Below are 20,299 nucleotides of genomic sequence, written 5' to 3'. Positions count from 1 at the left end.
ACGTTACCAGGGAGGTGCTGTGGCAGCGGGGCGATACGCACCCAGTCCGACGTCGGATCTCCACATCGGCAATTTGCGCACGGCCGTGCTCGCCTGGCTGTTCGCGCGCAGCACCGGCCGGGCCTTCCTGCTGCGGGTCGAGGACCTGGACACCGATCGGGTGCGTGCGGCGGACGGCACCGAGGCCCGTCAGCTCGCCGATCTCGCGCGGCTCGGGCTGGATTTCGACGGCGACCCGGTGCGGCAGTCGCAGCGCCTCGACAAGTACGCCGCAGCCGTCGCGTCCCTCGACGATCGGGTCTATGAGTGCTTTTGCACCCGTCGCGAGATCGCGGAGGCCGCCAGCGCACCCCACGAGACACGGGACGGGTTCCGGCCCTATCCGGGAACCTGCCGCGACCTGACCGAGGCCGAGCGCACCGAGCGGCGCCGCACGCGCCGGGGGGCACTGCGGATCCGCGCGGACGAGGCCTGGATGACGATCACGGACGACATCGCCGGCCGCATCAGCGGACCTGTGGACGACTTCGTGTTGCGCCGCGGCGACGGTGTCTGGGCCTACAACCTCGCGGTGGTCGTGGACGATCTCGCGATGGGCGTCGACCAGGTGGTCCGCGGGGACGACCTGTTGTCCTCCGCCCCGCGCCAGGCGTGGCTCGCGCAACAGCTGGGGGGCACGGTGCCCGCGTACGCCCATGTCCCTCTCGTCGTCAACGCCGACGGGGTGCGCCTGGCCAAACGCGACGGCGCGATCAGTCTCACCGAGTTGGCGGCGTCCGGACGCGACGTGGCGTGGGTGCTGCGCTGGATCGGCGAGAGCCTGGGGCTCAGCGCCGGGGGCGAGCAGGTGACCCCGGAGTTGTTGCTCGAGCGGTTCGATCCCGCAGCGCTGCCGCGGGAACCGTCCGTCTTCCGTGTGGGGAGTTGAGCCGCCGGTCTCACTGACCGGGCTGGGTGTGGAGGAGGTCAAGAACGTAAACCACCGTCTCGCCCGCTGCGGGATTGGGTTTGCGGGCTCCCGGATCGGCCGGATAGGCCTTGTCGGGCGGTGACACGATCAGCAGGCGGGAGCCGACGGGCTTGTCCTTGAGTGCTTCCTGCCAGGCCGGGATGAGGGCCGAGAGGAGCTCGGTCTCGGCGGCACCCCCATAGGTGTCGTCGACGACGGAGCCGTCCTTCCACAGCACCGCCTGATAGCGGGCGGTGATCGCATCGGTGGCCTGGACAGGCTTGCCCTTGCCCTGGATCAGCGGCTGGACGATGAGTTCGGTCGGTGCCGCCGCGCCCGCCGGGATCGTCACCTTCGGCTTGTCACCGTCGAACTCCACAGTCGGGAGGCCCGCGCGGGGCGCCACGGGGTCACCCTCGGCGCGCTCGAGCGGGGCGTCGGTGATGTCCACGGCAAACACCAGGGTGTCGCCCACCTCGATGCCGGCCTGTGGGTTGCCGCCGCTGCTGTCATAGCCGTCCTTGCCGGGCATCGCGATCAGCACGCGGCTGCCGACTCGCTCGCCGGCGAGTCCCTTGGCGAAACCGGGCACGACTTGGGCCAGCGAGAATTGGACGGGCGCGCCGCTGCTCCACGAGTCGTCGAACGGTTCCCCCGTCCGCCCGTTGATGCCGACGTAGTGGACCTCGACCGATCCGTCCTCACGCACCACCGGACCATCACCGGGGGTGATGACGCGGTTGATGGTCTCATCGACCCCGAACGGTGCGGGAACGGTCACTTTGGGTTCCTCGCCCGGCGCGCCCTCGACCGTGATGCCCTCGAGGTCAGTGGCCGACGTGGTCGCCTCAGCGGTCGGCGTGGGCTCGGCGCTCTCGGCGGCGGTCACCGTGGGGCTCGGCCCCGGCGAGGCAGCCGTGTCGGGGGCGTCCGACCCGCAGGCGGAGAGCGTGATCAGGGCAACGGCCAGCGTGGCGGGCAGGAGGGCGCGAAGGCGACGAGTCACGGTCCAGCTTTCGGTCGGGCGACGAGGGCGATGGGACGGCCGCGGGATCGATGTCCCGGGCCTGATCCAGGCTGCCACGCTACCCGAAGTCGGCCCGGCGGCCCGGAGCTCACACGTCTTGCGGACGGGTTCTGGCCAGGAGTTCGAGAAGTCGGTCGACCCGCTGGTCCGTGGCGGCGAACGGGTCCTTGCAGAGCACCGGCAGATAGAGGCTGTCCTCCGTTCCGGCTTTCGCGAGCGGATCGGGGGCGCGCCACGCGCGCGGCGGTGGCTCGTTCACCTTGAGGGTGGTCCAGTCGACGGAATAGTCGACACCGGCCGCTTGGGCGGCCGTCACGAAGGCGCCGCGAAGGTGGGCACGCGTCGTCCGCGGTGCCTCGGTCCGAGCACGCTCGACCGTTTCGTCATCGGTCACCCGGCTCACCGCCCCACGCGCCTCCAACAGGGTGAACAGCCCACGCCCCGGGGCGATGTCGTGATAGGCGAGGTCGAGTTGCTGGATGCGGGGGTCGGTCCACGGGAGCGAGTTGCGGTCGGCATATCGGCGCAGCAGCTTGTGCTTGATCGCCCAATCGATGTCCGCCTCGAGCGGGGTCATGTCCTTGGCCTCGAGCGCGGCGAGGACGCGTTCCCACAGCCCGAGCACCGCCCGCAGCCGCTCGCCCGGATCCCCGGTGCGCTCGACGAGGTCCAGCGCCGCCTGCAGATATTCCTGCTGCAGTTCGAGTCCGGTGATCGTGCGCCCGGTCGCCAGCATCACCTCGGTGCGGCCGAACGGATCCCGTGCGAGTTCCCGGACCGCGCGGATCGGGTTCTCGAGCGCGAGATTGCGCAGTGCGGTGCCCGACTCGATGAGCCGCAGCACGAGTTCGGTGCTGCCCACCTTGAGCCAGGTGGACGTCTCGGACATGTTGGAGTCACCGATGATCACGTGCAGCCGGCGGAACCGGCCCGGATCGGCGTGCGGTTCGTCGCGGGTGTTGATCATGGGCCGCATGCGCGTCGTTGCGGACGACACCCCGTCCCACATGTGGTCGGCGCGCTGTGAGACGCGATATTCCCCATTGGGGGCGAGCTTGCCCGCGCCGCAGATGAGTTGGCGGGAGACCAGGAACGGCACCAGGTTCATGGTGATGGGACCGAGTTCGCGTGTCCGCCCGATCAGATAGTTCTCGTGGCAGCCATAGGAGTTGCCGTGGGAGTCCGTGTTGTTCTTGAACAGATAGAGGGCACCGTCGATGCCTTCCTCGGCGAGCCGGCCGTCGGCACGTTGGGCGAGGTCGTGGAAGATCCGTTCCCCGGCCCGGTCATGCGCGATCAACTCGTCGATGTCGTCGCATTCGGCGGTTGCGTACTCCGGGTGCGACCCCACGTCCAGATAGATCCGCGATCCGTTGGCGAGGAACACGTTGCTGGACCGCCCCCACGCGACGACGTCCCGGAACAGGTGCCGGGCCGCCTCGTCAGCGCTGAGCCGACGGTGGCCGAGGGTGTTGCAGATAACCCCGAACTCAGTCTCCAGTCCATAGATGCGTCTGGTCAGGAACGGCTGCTCCATCGTGCCTCCTCACATGCTGGCAGCGTCGAGAAGCTTGCCGAGTTCCTCGCGGGTGAGCTCCCGGGTCTCCCCCACGGGCAGCGTCCCGAGCCGGATGGGACCGAACGCGATCCGCGACAGTTTGCGGACGGGGAACCCGACGGAGTCGAGCATGCGACGCACCACGCGGTTGGCTCCGGAGTGCAGGGTGACCTGCACGAGCGTCCGTTCGGTCGTCGGGTGCCGCGAGACGAGCTTGACGCGATCGGCCTTCACGAAGCCGTCGTCGAGCGTCACGCCCTTTTCGAGGCGCTTGAGCGCGTGGTTGTCCATGACCCCGTCGACCTCGGCGAGATAGGTCTTCGGCACCTCATAGGACGGATGGGACAGCCGCTGGGTCAGATCTCCATCGTTGGTCATCAGCAGCAGGCCGGTGGTCTCGAAGTCGAGGCGGCCGACGTGGAACAGCCGCGGGGTGTTGCGTGGCAGATATTCGGTCAGCGTCGGCCGACCCTCGGGATCCTCCATCGTGGAGACGACGCCCTTGGGTTTGTTGAAGGCCAGATAGACATGCCGTCGGGCGCTCGGAATCCGTGACCCGTCGACCCGGATGTGGTCGCGTTCCGGATCCACTCGCATGCCCTGTTCGGTGACGGGTTTGCCGTTGACCTCCACGCGGCCCTCCGCGATCATGATCTCCGCGGCCCGGCGCGAGGCGACTCCAGCCTGGGCGAGAACTTTCTGCAGGCGCACGCCCTCGGGGGCATCCTCAGTCATTGGTCTCCTTGGTCTTGTGGTGGTTCTCCCGGAAAGTACGCCGAGTCGCTGCCCACCTGATCCTCGTCCGCCGGCTCGGCCATCGCCCCCTCCTCGTCCACGCCGGCGAGGGCAGCCGCGGCGTCCGCGCGGGCAGCCTCTCGGGCGAGCTCGGCCTCCAGATCGAGGGCGTCCGGCAGGTGCGGCGCCAGCGGAGGAAGCTCGGCCAGCGACGCGAGGCCCATCTTCTCGCAGAACAGCGGCGTGGTGGCGAACAGCATGGCGCCGGAGTGTTCGTCGGTCCCGGACTCGGCGATCAGGCCACGCGCCGTGAGCGTCCGGATCACGCCGTCGACGCTCACCCCGCGAACCGCTGCCACCCGGCTGCGGGAGACCGGCTGGAGATAAGCGATGACCGCGAGGGTTTCGAGCGCGGCCTGGGACAGGGTCGCGTGTCTCCCGTCGACGAGCCAGCGGCCGATCAGGTCGGCATGCTCCGCCCGCGTGTAGTAGCGCCACCCGCCCGCGACATGCCGGAGTTCGAAACCTCTCCCGGTGGCGTCATAGAACTCGCGGAGCTCGTCGAGGGCCGCCGTCACCCGCTCGACCGGCTCCTGGACGGCCTCGGCCAGGGTCACCGCCGCCACCGGTTCCTCCGCCATCAACAGCAAGGCCTCGAGGGCCCCGGTGAGGTCAGCCATCGATGGTCTCCTCCGTGTCGTCCTGGGTGCGGTCAGGTGCCGATTCCGGGTCGGTCTCGTCGAACTCGTCCGAAATGTCCAGCTCGCCGGTGTCGGATCCAGTCCACCGCACCACCAGTTCCGCGAGCGGCATGTCTTGTTCGAACACGACCGCGCGCTCCCGGAAGAGCTCGAGCAGCGCGAGGAAGCGGCACACGGTCGTGATGCGGTCGGGTGAGTCCGCGATGAGGGCGCGGAAGCTCAGGGTGCGGCGGAGTCGCAGCCGGTCGATCAGCAGCTCGGCCTGTTCCCGGACGCTGACCTTCGGCGCGTGCAGATGGGTCAACGACACCTGCGCCGCTTGTTTGGGGGCCATCGCGCTCGCGGCCAGCGCAGCGAGGCGATCCGGTGTGACCCGCAGACGCACCTCGGGGAGGAGCCGCGCGAATTGGGGTTCGAGTCCGCCGGGGCGGGCGTACCTCCGCTGCTCGGTCGCCAGCACCTCCGCCATCCAGAACGACACGTGTTTGAACGCGCGGTACTGCAGGAGCCGGGCGAAGAGCAGATCACGGGCCTCGAGAAGTGCGAGATCCTCCTCGCCCTCGATCTCCCCGTCCGGCAGCAGGCGAGCAGCCTTGAGATCCAACAGGGTGGCGGCGACGACCAGGAAGTGGCTGGTCTTCTCGAGATCCCACACGGCACCGGCCGCCTTGATGTGGGCGATGAACTCGTCGGTCACGCGAGACAGCGCGACTTCGGTGATGTCGAGCTCGTGCTTGGCAATCAACTGCAGCAAGAGGTCGAAGGGGCCCTCGAAGTTGTCGAGGTGGAGGGTGAAGCCAGAGGGTTCAGTGTGCTCCGGCCCGTCCTCCGCAGGGGTCACGACTCGGCCAGGCGGCGCAACAGGTCGGCGTCGGAACCCTCGGCGTCGAATTCATCGAGCGCGGCGGCCACGGCCTCGCGCACGATCCGGCCGCGGTCAACCGCCAGCCCGTGCTCGGCGCGCAGGCTCAGCCGTGCCTGCTCGAGTCGGAGCAGCTCGGCCCGGCTGACATAGACCGTTATTTTCTCTTCGTGCCGGACCCGACCCGTCCCCCTCGAGGGGCTGGTCTCAACCGGCGCTCGGCCAGCGATCTCTGCTGCGCGCAGCGGATCACTCGAGCCAGGCAGGGTCACTTTGCGGGGCATCGGTGGAGCACCTCCCGGGCCAATGAACGGTATGCCTCGGCCCCGGGTGAGGACGATGCATAAGTCGTGATCGGTTCGCCCGCGACCGTGGTCTCGGGGAACTTCACCGTCCGACGGATCACTGTGTGGAAGACCACATCACCGAACGCCTGGACGACACGCTCGAGCACCTCACGGCTGTGCAACGTGCGTGAATCATACATTGTGCCCAGAATGCCGGTGATTTCCAAACGCGGATTCAGGCGTTCCTGCACCTTGGCGATGGTGTCCGTGAGCAGTGCAATTCCGCGCAGTGCGAAGAACTCGCACTCCAGCGGCATGATCACCCCGTCGGCCGCGGTCAGCGCGTTGATCGTGAGGAGACCGAGCGACGGCGCGCAGTCGATGAGGATCACGTCGTAGCGATCTCGCACCCGGTCGAGGACCCTCGTCAGGACCTGCTCGCGGGCAACCTCGGACACCAGCTGCAACTCAGCTGCCGACAGGTCGATGTTGGACGGCAGGATGTCCATGCCCTCCACGATCGTCTCGTCGATCACCTCGTCGACATCGGTGTCGCGCGTGAGGAGGAGGTTATAGACGCTGACGTCCAGCGTGTGCGGGTTGATGCCGAGGCCCACCGACAGCGATCCCTGCGGATCGAAGTCGACCAGGAGGACTCTGCGACCGGTCTCCGCGAGCGCGGCACCGAGGTTGATCGTCGTCGTGGTCTTGCCGACGCCGCCCTTCTGGTTGCACATCGCGAGGATCAGCGCGCGCTTCGGACCCGGTCCCGGGGCGGCAGGTTCGGGCAGGTCGGGCCAGGGTCGGCCGGTCGGGCCGAGTTGATTGACGTCGTCGGTCAGCGGTTCCTCGACGTCGAACAGGGGACCCGTCGGCGCCTGGGTGGTGCCGGTCCGGTTCTGATCGAGTGCTGCCACTGATTGGTCCTCTCGGAGGTGGTCGAGCAAGTGGATTCCACGAGCCTAGTACGCCCGTGGGTGCGCCGTCAGATAGGTCTCACGCAGATGATCCACCGTGACCATCGTATAGATCTGCGTCGTCGTCACCGACGAATGTCCGAGCAGTTCCTGCACCACCCGCACGTCGGCGCCACCGTCCAGCAGATGGGTCGCATAGCTGTGCCGCAGGGTGTGTGGCGAGATCTCGGCGGTGATCCCCGCCTTGTCGGCGTACGCCCGAAGCAGTGCCCACGCGCTTTGTCGCGAAAGCCGTCCGCCGCGGGCGTTGAGGAACAGGGCGGGCGTGGTGGTGCCGCGGCCGCGGGTGGAGTACGCGGGCCGCCCCCGGACCAGCCACGCATCGATCGCCGCCCGGGCATAGCGGCCCAGGGGCACGATCCGCTCCCGGTCTCCCTTGCCGACCAGGTGGAGCCCCGCGCCGGGGTCGGCGTCGTGACCGACGAGCCGCCCGACGTCGTCGACGTCAAGATTGACGATCTCGGAGATCCTGGCACCGGTGCCATAGAGCAGTTCCAGCAGCGCGGCATCGCGCAGTCCCTCCGGGGTGGTGGTGTCGGGGGCGTCGAGCAGCCTCTGAACCTGATCGAGCGGCAGTGCCTTGGGGAGCCGCTGCCCCTGCCGGGGCGGTTTCACCGTGGCGGCGGGATCCTGGTCGGTGAGCCCTTCGGTGACCGCGAATCGATGCAGGCTGCGGACCGCAACGGTGGCACGAGCGACGCTGGCGGGCGCGAGCGTCGCGCCCAGCGCCACCGTGTGGCCGGTGATGTCGGCCGGTGTCACCGCGGCCGGGTCTGTGATGCCCCGGCCCGCGAGGTGGTCGGCATAGCGGGCAAGATCGCGCCGATAGCCCGCGACCGTGTGGCGGGACATGCCCCGTTCGACCTGGAGATGGTCCAAGAAGGTGGCGATCAGCTGTTCAAGCGGGGTCGCCATGCGACTCGTCCCGTTCGGTCCCGGGGGCGGCGGCGCGCATGCGGGTCACCTGGGTGCGGGCCGGCCACGGCGAGTCCGCCGGTCGGAGTCGGTCGAGCCGGTCGCGAGCCGCCGCGTACGCCAACACCCCCGCCACCAGCGACGGGCTCTGCAGGCGCCCGGCCAGGATGCCCGCGACCAGGTCGTCCACCGGCACCCGCAGGAGGTCCATGTGGGCCTCCTCCCCTTCGGGCTCGAACCCGTCCGGGGCGCCCGCCGCCCGCAGGTCCCGCGCGAGATAGATGCGGATCGACTCGTTCACCCCGCCGGGAGTGGTCATCATGTCGACGAGCAGCCGCCACTCCCCCGCCGCCAGACCCGCTTCCTCGGCGAGCTCGCGCTGGGCTGCGGCCAACCAGTCCTCGCCATCCTGGTCCAGCAGTCCGGCGGGAGGCTCGATGAGGCGGAAGGCGACCGGGTGGCGGTATTGGTGGACGACCACCACCTGTTCGTCCGCATCGACCGCGATGACGGCCACGGCGCTGGTGTGGTCGATGAAGTCGCGACGCATCGTGTCCCCGTCGGGGGTCTCGACCTCATCGGCGAAATAGTCGAACAGCCGTCCCCTCGCCAGGACGCGGCGGTTCCGGACCGGCCAGAGCTCGGGGGTGTCTGCGGCGTCGCGACGAACCGGCAGCTGCGCGGGATCAGTCATCGGTCGACGCATCCTTCGTGGGCTCGGACCCCTCCGACTGCGTGCTCGTGGTCTCGGTGTCAACGTCCTCCCACAGCCGGCCCGAACGCTGGTGGCGCAGGGCCGCGCGGATCAGACCGAGGAACAGCGGGTGGGCCTTTGTCGGCCGGGACTTGTATTCCGGGTGGGCCTGGGTCGCGACATAGAAGGGGTGCGTTTCGGCCGGGAGCTCGACGAACTCCACCAGGGTCCCATTCGGACTCGTGCCGGAGATGACCAGCCCGGCCTTCTCCAGCTGATCCCGATAGGCGTTGTTGACCTCGTAGCGATGGCGGTGCCGTTCGGCGACGTGGTGGACCCCATAGAGCCCTGCCACGATCGAGCCGCGCACCAGGTCGGCGTCATAGGAACCGAGCCGCATGCTGCCGCCCAGGTCGCCGCTCCCGGAGACGATGTCGACCTGTTCGGCCATGGTGGCGATGACGGGGTTGTCGGTGTCGGGATCGAACTCGGTGGACGCCGCGTGGTCGATGCCGACGACGGTGCGGGCGAACTCGATCACCATGCACTGCAGGCCCAGGCACAGGCCGAGGGTCGGGATGCGGTTCTCCCGGGCGAACTTCAGCGCGCCCAGCTTCCCCTCCACGCCCCGGATCCCGAAGCCGCCCGGGACGCAGACCGCGTCGACGTCGGACAGGTGCTTGCGGGCCCCCTCGTTCGTGACGCACTCGTCGGACGCGACCCACCGGATGTGCACCTTCGCCTTCGCGGCGAAACCACCGGCCCGCAGCGCCTCGACGACCGAGAGATAGGCGTCGGGGAGGTCGATGTACTTCCCGACCAGCGCCACCGTCACCTCGTTCGTCGGGTTGTGCACCCGGTCGAGGAGGTCGTTCCACACGGTCCACTCGACATCGCGGAAGGGCAGGTCCAGCTTGCGCACCAGATAGGCATCCAGTCCCTCGCGGTGCAGCACCTTGGGGATGTCATAGATGCTCGGGGCGTCGAGGCACGAGATCACGGCCTCCTCCTCGACGTCGCACATGAGCGCGATCTTGCGCTTGATGCCCTCCGGCAGGTCCCGGTCCGCGCGGCACACGATCGCGTCGGGCTGGATGCCCACTTGGCGCAACTGGGCGACGGAGTGCTGGGTGGGCTTGGTCTTGAGTTCCTTCGACGGGCCGATATAGGGCACCAGGGACACGTGCAGGAAGAAGCAGTTCTCGCGACCGACATCCCGGCGGACCTGGCGGGCGGCCTCCAGGAACGGCAGGGACTCGATGTCGCCGACGGTGCCGCCGATCTCGTGGAGCACCACGTCGATGCCCGGCGTGGCCATCGCGAGCATCTCGTCCTTGATCTCGTTCGTGATGTGCGGGATCACCTGGACCGTGTCGCCGAGATAGTCACCGCGCCGTTCCTTGGTGATGACCGTCGAATAGACCTTGCCGGTGGTCACGTTGGCATCGGCGTTGAGGTTCACATCCAGGAACCGCTCATAGTGCCCGATGTCGAGGTCCGCCTCGGCCCCGTCCTCGGTGACGAAAACCTCGCCGTGCTGGAAGGGGTTCATCGTGCCGGGATCCACGTTGAGATAGGGATCCAGCTTCTGCATGGTCACCCGCAGGCCGCGGGCGCTGAGCAGGCTGCCGAGGCTCGAAGCCGTGAGGCCCTTGCCGAGCGAGGAGGCGACGCCTCCGGTCACGAATACGTGTTTGGTCTTCTTGGCGCTTCCCACGGGGTTTCAGCCTATCCCGAACAGACGGTTTTCGCCTACGCCGTTCAGGCGCGTCAGCGGAGACCGCGGAGATAGCCGCCCATCCGCTTGAGGTCCCGCAGTCGGGCTTCCCAGCGCACACCGATGGCGACCAGCAGGACACCGGCGGCCGCGAACCCGGCCCAGCGAGGCACATACGCCGCGTACGGCCACAATTCCACCACCGCCAGCAGCGCCAGCACGATCGCGCCCACGACGAAACAGGCGGCGAGGTGTCGGACCAGTCCGACAAGGATGAGCGCGACCGCGGCCACGCCGACGATGAGTGCGCGGATGGAGATGGGTTCGCTGAGGGCCAGCGTCGTGCTCGGGAGCACGCCGAAGAGGAGGCCGGGCAGGAGCGTACGCCACGAGCTGGCTGCCCGGTCGCGTCGCAGCGTGCGGGTCCCGATGGCGAGGAGGACGGCGGCGGTGGGGAGGGTGTACCACTCCACGAGCGTGACGCCCTGGTGCATCAACCACGTCCAGCTGGCCAGAGTGAGAACGCCGATGGCCGACCAGGCGTACGCCCGCCGCTCGGGCGGCTGCCCTGCCACGACCAGCGCGACACCGAACACGAGCAGGCACAGCGCGGTGGTGGGTCGGTCGGCGACAGCAAGGGCGATGAGCGCCGCGGCAGCGGCCCAGAACAGCGCCGCGATCTCCGTCACGACCCGGGCGCGATGGTCCAGCCACCACCACTGGTGCGTGGCGAGCACGGCTCCAGCGAGGACGGCAACCAGGACCGCGCACACCGCGTTCGCGTCGGCGGCGTCGAACCCGAGGCTGCGCAGAGGTTCGTTCAGCAGGAGCAGAACCGCCGGCAGTGCGAGCCAGCCGACGATCAGCGCGCCGACACGCAGCGGCCACCGGCCATATCCCCAGCCCAGCGCCGCCAGCCCCACGACCAGGAGAGCCGTCGGCGCGATCCAGCCTCCGGCCGCGACCAGGCTCCAGAGCCAGACCGCGAGCGCGACCGCACACCAGAACGGCACCCGACGCCCGGTCCTGGCAGCGAGCGCGAGCAGACCCAGAAAGGCAGGGGCCAGCACGGCGAGAGCGATCGGATAGGAGCCGTAGACGAGCACCAGCGAAACCGTCCAGGCGCCCAGGACCAGCCCTGCATCGAAAGCGCGGAGCGAGCGCTGTCGGCGCTGGGTGCGAACCACGGCCGCGACGAGCCCCAGGCCGATGAAGCCGATCGTGCTCAGCATCCACAACGGTCCTGGTTCGGCGACGCCCGGTCCGGGGACCATCCGCGCGAGCGTCACGAGGACGAAGCCCAGGCCGAAGACGCCCGGGGGGACCAGCCAGCCGAGTCCCGCGGACCGGACGGTTGCGGTGAGCTCGCCGTGACCGCGGGCACCGAGCCAGGTCAATAGGCCCGGAACCGTGAGCGCCAGCATGACCCAGACCGCGGTCTCGAACGGCAACCGTCCGGTCAGTGCCAGCAGCGCACCGGCGGCGAGGGCGCCGGCCACTGCGGCAGCCGCGCGTCGGACGAGCCGCACCGCGCTCAGCCTGGTGAGCGCCCCCAGCGCCGTGATCACGAACAGCACCCGCCACCCGTCGACGAGGGCCTCCCCGGCGAGCCCGATCAGGCCCTGGGCGGCGAGCCCGGCAGCGGCGAGGGCGCCGATAGCCAACAGGACCCCGCGGGTCACGATCAGCCGGCCACGGAACCAGCGCAAATGGGCAGCCGTGGCCGCCACCACTGCGCCCATCGACACCAGTGCCTGCCGCTCCCCCGCCGCAACACTCGCACCGCCGAACAGGACCGGCAGCGCTATCGCGGCGAGCGCATCAACCGCTCGGAGCCGATCGCGGTGGTGGGCATGCCAGCGATCCGCGACCAGCGCCGCGAAGAGCATCAGGAGCCCGATCAGGGCGGTCCACCAGGCGCTGCCCGGCAGCAGTCGCGCGCTGGCGATGAGCGTTCCCGTCCACAGCACTCCGGTGACGGCGGCGAGCGTCTCGGCCGAGGCACGCAGTTGCTTGCGGCGCGTCACCTCGGTCAGCGCCGCAAAGACACCGGTGACCCCGAGCATGATCAGCCCGCGGACGAACCACCCGAGGGTGTCCCAGGTGACGGCGATGAAGATGCCGGCTGCGACCGCGAGACACAGGGCGCCGACGCCGAGAAGGATCCAGCCGACCGATGGGCTCTGAGCGGGTGCTCGCCCAGCCGGCCCCGGACCTGGTGCGGCGGCCTGGTGCGGTGGGGTCCGGTCCCGTGGAGTCCTGCGCGGTGGAGTCCTGCGCGGCTGTCGGAGCAGGTCGCCGCGGAGCGCGTCGGCTTGCAGGAGGATCCGGCCGAGTTCGGAGACGCGGGTGTCTGCGTACGATATCCCGCACCCACCGCACTCCTCCCCGGCCCGCGGAACCCCGCACACCGGGCAGCGTGCTGCATCGAAATAGCTAGCGTTTGCCTTGTCAGCCACGAATCCCTCGTCGATCGGTCACCGTTCCATGGTGCGGGCGGCGGGGTTCAGTCGCGCCTGGCGCCCAGAGTCCGCAGCTCGCGCGCGTGGGCGAGCGCTGTGTCCGAATCCTCGAGGCCGGCCATCATGCGCGCCAGTTCGGCGACCCGGTCCTCGTCGCCGAGCAGGTGGACGCCAGAGGTGGTGACCTGCCCGTCGGATGCCTTGCGCACGAGCAGGTGCCGGTCGGCGAACGCCGCTACTTGGGCGAGGTGGGTGACGACGACGACCTGAGCATGCTGGGAGAGCTTGGCGAGCCGTCGGCCGATCTCGATCGCCACGGCGCCGCCGACGCCGGAATCGACTTCGTCGAAGACGAACGTTCCGGTGCCGGACCCTTCCGCCAGCACCACCTCCAGCGCGAGCCGAATGCGGGACAACTCGCCACCCGAGGCGACCTTGCCGATTGGGCGGGGGGCGCTCCCGGGATTGGCGGTGAACTGGAGCACGACCTGCTCGGCGCCATGCGGGCCGAGTTCGCCGAGCGGTTCCAGGGCGAACTCGAGTCGGGCGTGCGGCATGGCCAGCGCGGTGAGTTCGCCGCGGACGGCGTCGGCAAGGCGATCGGCTGCCTGCTGCCGCTTCTTCGTGACGGCGGTTGCGCGGGCGGCGAGGGCGCGGTCGAGGGCTTCGACCCGCAGGGCGAGTTCGTCGATGCGGTCGTCACTGGACGTGAGCTCCCCGAGCCTGGCCGCCGACGTCTGCGCCCAGGTGAGGACTTCGTCGACAGTTTCGCCGTACTTCCGCGTCAACCCCTGCAGCGCCGCCCGGCGTTCGGCGATCCACTCGAGTCGATGGGGGTCGGCTTCGAGATCGGAGAGGTACGCGGCCACGTCCTGGGCAAGCTCCGACGCCAACACCTGCAGATCCGTCGCGCGCTCCGCGAACGGCGCCAGGGCAGCATCGCGATCCGCACCGTCCTGCAGGCTCTTGCGGGCCGTGGCCGCGGCCGTCAGGGCTGATCCGGCGTCGATGCTGTCCTCGTCGCCCGCGAGGGCGACCAATGCCGTGTGGGCGGCCAGCCGCAGGTCATCGACGGCCTGCAGTTTGTCGGCCTCCTCCGCGAGCGCGTGGTCCTCTCCTGGCTGCGGGTCGATCTGCTCGATCTCGGTGAGCCCGAACTGCAGCAGATCGACCTCCCGTGCTCGTTCGCGCGCATGATCACGAAGCTCGACGAGTTCGGCGCGAGCAGCCTGTCGCTCGGCCCAGTCCCGCCGATAGTCGCTGAGGTCGGCAGCGAGTTGCGGTCCGGCGTACCGGTCCAGAATCTCCCGCTGTCGATCGGGTGCAGCGAGCTTGAGCTGTTCGGATTGGCCGTGAATGGTGACGAGGTCGGCGGTGATGTCGGCGGCGAGTGACACGGGCACACCGGCCCCGCCGAGGAAACAGCGCGACCGGTTGTTGGTCACCTGCCGGGCCACCAGCAGCGCGTCCTCCTCGAGCTCGCCGCCCGCTTCAGCCACGCGTACGCCGACCTCACCCGACACTCCGGTGAACGTGCCTTCGACGCGCGCTCGGTCTGCGCCTCGCCGCACGGCGCCCGAATCCGCGCGGCCCCCGAGGAGCAGACCGAGGCTGGTCACGATCATGGTCTTTCCGGCACCGGTCTCGCCGGTGACCGCGGTGAACCCCGGGGCCAGGTCCAGGGTCGCGGACTCGATCACACCCAGATCCTGGATGCGGAGTTCACTGATCACGGTTGCTGCTGCCCCGCGGCTCGGTTGTTGCGCGCCTCCGCTGCACCGCGCCACCCCTCGACCCGCAGGCCGAACTTGCGCACCAGCCGGTCGGTGAACGGTGCCAGGCCAAGGCGTGCCATCCGGAGCCGGTGGGGCCCGGCGGAGACCTCGATTTCCATGCCGCCGCGCAGATCGACGCTCCGGCGGCCGTCGCACCAGACGACGCCGCTGTTCTCGGGCGCCGTGTCGACGAGCTGGCAGGTGACCGTGGACTGCGGGCCGAGGACCAGGGGGCGCGCGAACAGGGCGTGGGCGCTCAGCGGCACGACGAGCAGCGCGTCGAGTTCCGGCCAGATGACGGGTCCGCCCGCGGAGAACGTGTACGCAGTCGAGCCCGTCGGCGTCGCCACCAGCACGCCATCACAGGCCCACCGGTGCAGCGGTCGGTCGTCCACTGCGATCAACAGTTCGAGCATGCGCTCCCGTGCGGCCTTCTCGATCGAGACCTCGTTGACCGCGAACGACCGCCAGATCTCACGGCCGCCCTCCCGGGCGGGTCGATCCCTGACCACGACCTCGACGACGAAACGCTCCTCCATCGTCCAGCCCCGGCTGACCACGTGTGCGACCACTTGGTCGATCTCCCAGGACTCGGCCTCCGCCAGAAAGCCCACGTGCCCCAGGTTGACGCCGAGCAAGGGCACGTCGGCGGGCATCGCCCACTCGGCACCGCGGAGGATCGTGCCGTCGCCACCGAACACCACCGCGACCTCGACCTCACCGGCCGGGAGATCCTCCGACAGAGGCTGGACCACCAGGCCATCAAGGGCGGCGCCCATCGCGTCGATATCGGCGGGCGGCATCAAACAGGCGATGTCCTGGTCTGTCATGCCACTGATGAAGCGGCAGGCGGCCGCGACGGCCTCCGGCCGGTGAATATGCGTGAGAACAGCGACGCGGCGACATGTCTCGGGTGTTCTCACGTGGCTCAGCATAGGTGAGCCGAACGGAGGTGGAGGAAATACTCCACGTTCCCAGCGGGGCCGGGGAGTTTGCTCGCGACCTCGGCTATGGTTCGCCAGCCGAGCGCCTCCGCGGCCGCTGACACCGTGGCCACCGCTGCGGCACGCTGGGCCGGATCCCGCACCACGCCGCCCTTGCCGAGCAGCTCGCGGCCCACTTCGAATTGGGGTTTCACCATAAGCAACGCGGCGCCGGAGGAGTCAAGAACAGCCAGCAGCGGTGCCAGCAGCAGTGTCAGCGAGATGAACGACACGTCGGCGACCACCAGGTCGACCGGCTCCCCGTCGACATGCGCGAGCGTGAGATCGCGGAGGTTGGTTTGTTCGTGGACGCTCACGCGGGGATCGTCGCGGAGCTGGGCCGCGAGCTGATCCGTGCCGACGTCGACCGCGAAGACGCGCTTGGCGCCCCGACTCAGGAGCACCTGCGTGAAGCCGCCCGTGGACGAACCTGCGTCCAGCACCCGGTCCGGGACGGCGATCCCCAGGTCGTCGAGCGCGCCCAGCAGTTTGTGCGCAGCCCGGGACACCCAAGGGTCGACATCGACATCGAGGTCCGCTTGTGGTGGAACAGCCGTCGCAGGCTTGCGCACGGTCACACCACCCACCCGGACCCGGCCCTCGCGCACGAGTGTCGCGGCCTGGCTCCTGGAGCGGGCGAGCCCGCGGTCGACCAAGAGCGTGTCGAGGCGAACGGTCACGTGGCGTCGGCGTCCAGCACCCCGTGCAGCATCTCGAGAACCGCCACATAGCGATCGTGGTGCTCGGCGAGCGGGAGATCGGACAGTTGCTTCGCGAGGTCAGCCAGCGCAGCGTGAACCTCGGGATGGGTCGGGACCTCGGGGGACGGCGGGGCCGTGCTCCCCGGGCCCGGACGTGGCACGGCTGCCCCCGGGAAGGTGGGGGCGCCCGTCACGACGATGACGTCCCGTCACCCTCAGCCGTCTTGCGCGGCTGCGCGGTGGTCTTGCGGGCGGTCGTCTTCGACGGCGCTGCCTTCGAAGCGGCCGTCTTCGAAGCAGTCGTCTTGGACGCAGTCGTCTTCGACGCAGCGGACTTCGAGGCGGTCGACTTCGCCGTCGTCTTCTTGGCCGGCGCTGCCTTCGCCGCGGTGGCCTTCTTCGCAGCAGGTGCCTTCTTCGCCGGAGCCGTCTTGGTGGCCTTCGACGCTGGCGCACTCTTTGCCGCGACCGGCTCCTCGGCCGGCTCGTCCTTCGGCTTGGCCAGTTGCTCCTTCATGAGGTCTTCCTGACGCGGCCGGTCGGACTCGACCTCCGGCTCCGGCTCCGGTGCCGCTTCGACGGCCGGTGCCGCGGGAGTGTCGATGACGGGGGCGCCGCTCGAGCTGCCGTAGCCCATGGCTCGGCTAGCCGCGCCCATGCGCTCCATGGTCGCGCTGACCTCGGCCTGGATCATCTGGCGCATCATCGCGTATTGCGCTTCCTGCGCCGCAATCAACTGCTCGGACAGCTGGTGCACGATGTCGGCTGCCGGCTCCATGCCGGCCTGGATCAGAATGTTCCGCGCCATGGCCGTGGCGTTGCGCTGTGTCAGCCGGGTCGCCCCATTCACCGCATCCATGTAGTTCTGAAGCACTTCGAGTAACACCGGCGTTCCTCCCCTTGTAACCATTTCGTTGCTGACCACGCTAGCGAATCTCGCCGACCCCCGGGCCCTGGCGAGCCGGGCAATGCCGATCACGGCAGCAGATCGAGTTGGTCCAGGGCCAGGGCGAGCGCCGGTTCGGTCGGGTCGGCACCGGCGGGCACCAGGGCCAGCAGCGCGCGGAACGCGGCTAGCTGCCCCTCGGCGTCGTGCGGTGCGGTGATGTTCCAGCCGGCGTCGTCAAGGCGTACGCACGCCTCACCGGAGGACGCCATCCGCTCCCCCACCGCCGTTTCGCCGACAGGTCCGACGAGCGCCCGGAGATCAAGACCCACGTGGGTCGGTCTGTTGGCGGCCGCGATCACGTCTCGCTTGCCGTGGGCGCCGCTGAAGACAAACAGGCTGTCCATGCCCAGGGTCGCCGCGCCGTCGATGTCGGTGTCGATGCGATCCCCGACGAAGATCGGCCGCGCCGCGGAGAGGCGCCGGACGGTCTCCTCGAGCAAGGGACTGAATGGTTTGCCGGCCACGACTGGATCGATGCCGACGGTCATCCGCACTGCGGCGATCTGCGCTCCCGCCCCCGGCACGAGCCCCAAGTCGGTCGGACGGGTCGAGTCCGTGTTGGTGGCGACCCAAGGCGCGCCGTCCTCGATGGCATAGCAGGCGCGATTGATGAGCTGCCAGGGCAGGTCGGGATGGTATCCCTGAATCACCGCCGCAGGCCTCTCCCCCTCCTCGACGACCCGCAGCCCGACACCCTCGATCTGCTCGACCAGCGCTTCGGTCCCGACCACGAGAACAGGCGAACCTGCCGGCACGCGTTCAGCGAGCAAGCGAGCTGCTGCCTGGGAAGAAACGACAACGTCGGTGAGCGCGGCGTCGATCCCCAGCTCGCCGAGGTGATCCACCACGGTTTGGGGTGAGCGAGCCGCGTTGTTGGTCACGAAGCCGATCCGGGCGCCGCGTTTCCGCAACTCCGCCAACCCCTCGGCGGCACCGGGGACGGCTACCGGTCCCAGATAGACGACACCGTCCAAGTCGAACAGGGCCGCGTCGTAGCCATCCATCAACGTCGCAGTCACGCGAAGCTCACTCCTTGTCCTCGAGGGCGTCGGTGTCAACAGGTTCGTCGTCGAGAGATCCGTCCTCGAGGGATTCCTCGTCCGACTCCTCCAGATCGTCCCAGTCCTCGTCGTCGCTGTCGTCGAAATCGATCATTACGCCGTCGAGTTCCGCGACGCGCTCTTCCGCGCCCGTCACGCCGTCGCGGTCGAGTTGGGCGGCCGCCACGAACCATTCGCGAGCCTGGTCCCCTCGGCCCTGGGCGACGAGGAGGTCGGCGTACGCGTACCGCAGCCGCGCCTTGCTCGTGTCGTTCAGACGCTGTTGCTGGGTCAGGCGAATGGCCCTTTCCAGCAGGCGCAGCGCTTCTGCTTGCTGGCCGAGATCAGCTCGAGCGCCCGCCTCGACCATCACCATCTCGACAGCGCTCGCTGCGTCGAGGCGCGCGTCCGCCGCTTCCCTGGCCAGGCGCAACGCTTCCTCGGGCCGACCCAGGGCCCGCTCGCAATCGGCCATGACCGGCAGGTATTCATCCCCGCCACTCATCCTCCGCAGCGCCCGGTAGTCCGTGAGCGCGGCGTGGTAGTCACCGGCTGCGTACGCCGTCTCCGCCGTCGCCGCGCGCACGATCGGAAGTCGCGCCGCAATGCGCCGGGCGACCTTCACCTGCTCGTACGCCGCCGTGGCATCGACCTCGAGCAACTTGCCTGCAGCCATTAGGCGCATGGCCACCTTGTCTGCGATCTCCGGAGGAAGGCTGCGCAATTCCGCCTTCATGCCACGCGGTAGTTCGCGCAGATCCAGTTCCAGGTCCTCCGGCAACGGCGGATCCGTCACCAATGGACGCCGCTCATCACGATCGAACCGGTCACCACGGTCACGCCGCTCACCACGATCGAACCGGTCACCACGGTCACGCCGCTCACCACGGTCGAACCGGTCACCACGGTCGAACCGGTCACCCGAGGGGCGGCGCTCTCCTCCCTGGGGCCGGTTCTCACGTGGGCCCGAACGCCGATCGCCCCCGCGCCCGAACCGCTCCCCTGCGCTGGCGCCGCGACGCTCCGGGCGGAAACCTCCCTCCCGGCGCTCCCCCCCGTCCCGGTCATCGCGCCGCTCGAAACGAGGTCGCTCATCACGGCGCTTGTCGCCACCCCGTCGCGAATCCTGAGTGCCTCGACGGTCATCGGATCGACGATCGTCCGGTCCACGCTCGAAACGACCGCCTGCGCGGCGATCATTCCGGTCGAAACGCTGGCCGCCCGAGCGCTCGCCCCGGTCCTCGCGGCGATCATCGAAGCGTCGGTCCTTCGGCCGCCGATCGCTGGAGCGGCGGTCGTCCGACCGCCGGTCGCCATAGAACCGTGAATCCGAGGAGTCTCTGCGACGGCCGCTTTCACCAGAGGTCCCGGCGCGGGAGTCATCTCCCCGCCAAGACCGCCGCTCGCCGCCGCGATCGTCGCGATCCCGGCTATCCCTGCGGTCGCGGTTGTCTCTGCGATCCCGGCTATCCCTGCCGTCGCGGTTGTCTCTGCGCTCGGTGTTGTCGGCACGATCCCGGTTGTCTGCGCGATCCCGGTTGTCTGCGCGGTATCGGCCCGCTGACCGGTCTCCGCCCTCACCCCGCCCGCTGTCTGATCCCCAGCTCCGCTGAGAACGGTTGCCGGTCCCTGATCGTCGCTGAGGTCGGCTGGGGCCACGTCCGGGGCCGCGGGATCCATCGTTGCGCGGGCGTCGAGGCCGCTCGTAGTCTGCCACCGCTCAATCCTGCCTGTCCGCGGGGATCCAAGCAAAAGGTGTCCTCCCCAACGGGGAGTGCGCACTCCCGCATTGGGCCCGATATAGCCAGGGCGCACGGCCGGCCTGCAGTTGCTGGGTGAAAGCGAGCACGTGCGTGGTGCCAGTCTGAAGTCCGCTTCGATGGGCGAAAGGCCCTGGAATTGGGAAAGGGTCTGGAACCGTGTGGTTTCAGACCCTTTTCCTGCCCCCCCTTTTGGGGGGTGTGTTG

20 protein-coding genes are annotated in these 20,299 nt (G+C 69.2%); 1 reads left to right on the top strand and 19 read right to left on the bottom strand.

Annotated elements, in window-relative coordinates; genetic code table 11:
• Positions 1 to 19 precede the first annotated feature (19 nt).
• Positions 20 to 928, top strand: coding sequence for a tRNA glutamyl-Q(34) synthetase GluQRS (gluQRS, locus tag ACQ260_RS00100; RefSeq protein ID WP_432557363.1), 909 nt, complete (start codon positions 20 to 22; stop codon positions 926 to 928).
• A gap of 10 nt (positions 929 to 938) precedes the next feature.
• On the opposite strand, the gene ACQ260_RS00095 is transcribed toward gluQRS, so the two are convergent.
• The 19 genes from ACQ260_RS00095 to ACQ260_RS00005 all read right to left on the bottom strand — a co-directional run bounded on the left by ACQ260_RS00095 (position 939) and on the right by ACQ260_RS00005 (position 19,586).
• Positions 939 to 1,955 carry an FKBP-type peptidyl-prolyl cis-trans isomerase gene (locus ACQ260_RS00095; protein WP_432557362.1) on the bottom strand — a complete coding sequence of 339 codons (1,017 nt, stop codon included), beginning with the start codon at positions 1,953 to 1,955 and terminating at the stop codon, positions 939 to 941.
• Between the two features lie 109 nt (positions 1,956 to 2,064).
• A complete protein-coding gene (gene pafA, locus ACQ260_RS00090; RefSeq protein ID WP_432557361.1) occupies positions 2,065 to 3,513 on the bottom strand; it encodes a Pup--protein ligase in 1,449 nt (482 codons plus the stop codon).
• A gap of 9 nt (positions 3,514 to 3,522) precedes the next feature.
• On the bottom strand, positions 3,523 to 4,269 hold the full coding sequence (locus tag ACQ260_RS00085; RefSeq protein WP_432557360.1) for a pseudouridine synthase: 747 nt from the start codon (positions 4,267 to 4,269) through the stop codon (positions 3,523 to 3,525).
• Positions 4,266 to 4,949 (bottom strand): SMC-Scp complex subunit ScpB, encoded by a 684-nt coding sequence (gene scpB, locus ACQ260_RS00080; RefSeq protein ID WP_432557359.1) that lies wholly within the window; start codon positions 4,947 to 4,949, stop codon positions 4,266 to 4,268. The genes ACQ260_RS00085 and scpB overlap by 4 nt, the downstream gene beginning before the upstream one ends.
• Positions 4,942 to 5,811: a segregation and condensation protein A gene (locus ACQ260_RS00075; protein ID WP_432557358.1), complete on the bottom strand. Its 870-nt coding sequence runs from the start codon at positions 5,809 to 5,811 to the stop codon at positions 4,942 to 4,944. Before ACQ260_RS00075 ends, scpB begins: the two co-directional genes overlap by 8 nt.
• Positions 5,808 to 6,116, bottom strand: coding sequence for a hypothetical protein (locus tag ACQ260_RS00070; RefSeq protein ID WP_432557357.1), 309 nt, complete (start codon positions 6,114 to 6,116; stop codon positions 5,808 to 5,810). The genes ACQ260_RS00075 and ACQ260_RS00070 overlap by 4 nt, the downstream gene beginning before the upstream one ends.
• Positions 6,101 to 7,036 carry a ParA family protein gene (locus ACQ260_RS00065; protein WP_432557356.1) on the bottom strand — a complete coding sequence of 312 codons (936 nt, stop codon included), beginning with the start codon at positions 7,034 to 7,036 and terminating at the stop codon, positions 6,101 to 6,103. Before ACQ260_RS00065 ends, ACQ260_RS00070 begins: the two co-directional genes overlap by 16 nt.
• Before the next feature lie 45 nt (positions 7,037 to 7,081).
• On the bottom strand, positions 7,082 to 8,011 hold the full coding sequence (xerD, locus tag ACQ260_RS00060; RefSeq protein WP_432557355.1) for a site-specific tyrosine recombinase XerD: 930 nt from the start codon (positions 8,009 to 8,011) through the stop codon (positions 7,082 to 7,084).
• The gene (locus tag ACQ260_RS00055) at positions 7,995 to 8,705 is read right to left on the bottom strand and encodes an NUDIX domain-containing protein (RefSeq protein ID WP_432557354.1); all 711 of its coding nucleotides are present in this window, start codon (positions 8,703 to 8,705) and stop codon (positions 7,995 to 7,997) included. The genes xerD and ACQ260_RS00055 overlap by 17 nt, the downstream gene beginning before the upstream one ends.
• A complete protein-coding gene (pyrG, locus tag ACQ260_RS00050) occupies positions 8,698 to 10,422 on the bottom strand; it encodes a CTP synthase (protein WP_432557353.1) in 1,725 nt (574 codons plus the stop codon). The genes ACQ260_RS00055 and pyrG overlap by 8 nt, the downstream gene beginning before the upstream one ends.
• Before the next feature lie 53 nt (positions 10,423 to 10,475).
• Positions 10,476 to 12,881, bottom strand: a complete 2,406-nt coding sequence (locus ACQ260_RS00045) for an SCO7613 C-terminal domain-containing membrane protein (RefSeq protein WP_432557352.1) — start codon at positions 12,879 to 12,881, stop codon at positions 10,476 to 10,478.
• Between the two features lie 47 nt (positions 12,882 to 12,928).
• Complete coding sequence (gene recN / locus ACQ260_RS00040; protein WP_432557351.1) at positions 12,929 to 14,617, bottom strand: DNA repair protein RecN; 1,689 nt, start codon at positions 14,615 to 14,617, stop codon at positions 12,929 to 12,931.
• On the bottom strand, positions 14,614 to 15,594 hold the full coding sequence (locus tag ACQ260_RS00035) for an NAD kinase (protein WP_432557350.1): 981 nt from the start codon (positions 15,592 to 15,594) through the stop codon (positions 14,614 to 14,616). Before ACQ260_RS00035 ends, recN begins: the two co-directional genes overlap by 4 nt.
• Positions 15,588 to 16,322: a TlyA family RNA methyltransferase gene (locus tag ACQ260_RS00030; protein ID WP_432557349.1), complete on the bottom strand. Its 735-nt coding sequence runs from the start codon at positions 16,320 to 16,322 to the stop codon at positions 15,588 to 15,590. The genes ACQ260_RS00035 and ACQ260_RS00030 overlap by 7 nt, the downstream gene beginning before the upstream one ends.
• On the bottom strand, positions 16,319 to 16,537 hold the full coding sequence (locus tag ACQ260_RS00025) for a hypothetical protein (RefSeq protein WP_432557348.1): 219 nt from the start codon (positions 16,535 to 16,537) through the stop codon (positions 16,319 to 16,321). The genes ACQ260_RS00030 and ACQ260_RS00025 overlap by 4 nt, the downstream gene beginning before the upstream one ends.
• Positions 16,534 to 17,322: a hypothetical protein gene (locus ACQ260_RS00020; RefSeq protein ID WP_432557347.1), complete on the bottom strand. Its 789-nt coding sequence runs from the start codon at positions 17,320 to 17,322 to the stop codon at positions 16,534 to 16,536. The genes ACQ260_RS00025 and ACQ260_RS00020 overlap by 4 nt, the downstream gene beginning before the upstream one ends.
• A complete protein-coding gene (locus ACQ260_RS00015) occupies positions 17,319 to 18,311 on the bottom strand; it encodes an HAD-IIA family hydrolase (RefSeq protein WP_432557346.1) in 993 nt (330 codons plus the stop codon). Before ACQ260_RS00015 ends, ACQ260_RS00020 begins: the two co-directional genes overlap by 4 nt.
• Before the next feature lie 7 nt (positions 18,312 to 18,318).
• Entirely contained in the window at positions 18,319 to 19,128 is an 810-nt protein-coding gene (locus ACQ260_RS00010) for a tetratricopeptide repeat protein (RefSeq protein ID WP_432557345.1), read from the bottom strand.
• Positions 19,125 to 19,586 (bottom strand): hypothetical protein, encoded by a 462-nt coding sequence (locus tag ACQ260_RS00005; protein WP_432557344.1) that lies wholly within the window; start codon positions 19,584 to 19,586, stop codon positions 19,125 to 19,127. The genes ACQ260_RS00010 and ACQ260_RS00005 overlap by 4 nt, the downstream gene beginning before the upstream one ends.
• Positions 19,587 to 20,299: the final 713 nt, after the last annotated feature.

Source organism: Ammonicoccus luteus (assembly GCF_050880385.1).
Taxonomy (GTDB): domain Bacteria; phylum Actinomycetota; class Actinomycetes; order Propionibacteriales; family Propionibacteriaceae; genus Enemella.
This window is presented reverse-complemented; position numbering and strand designations above follow the sequence as displayed.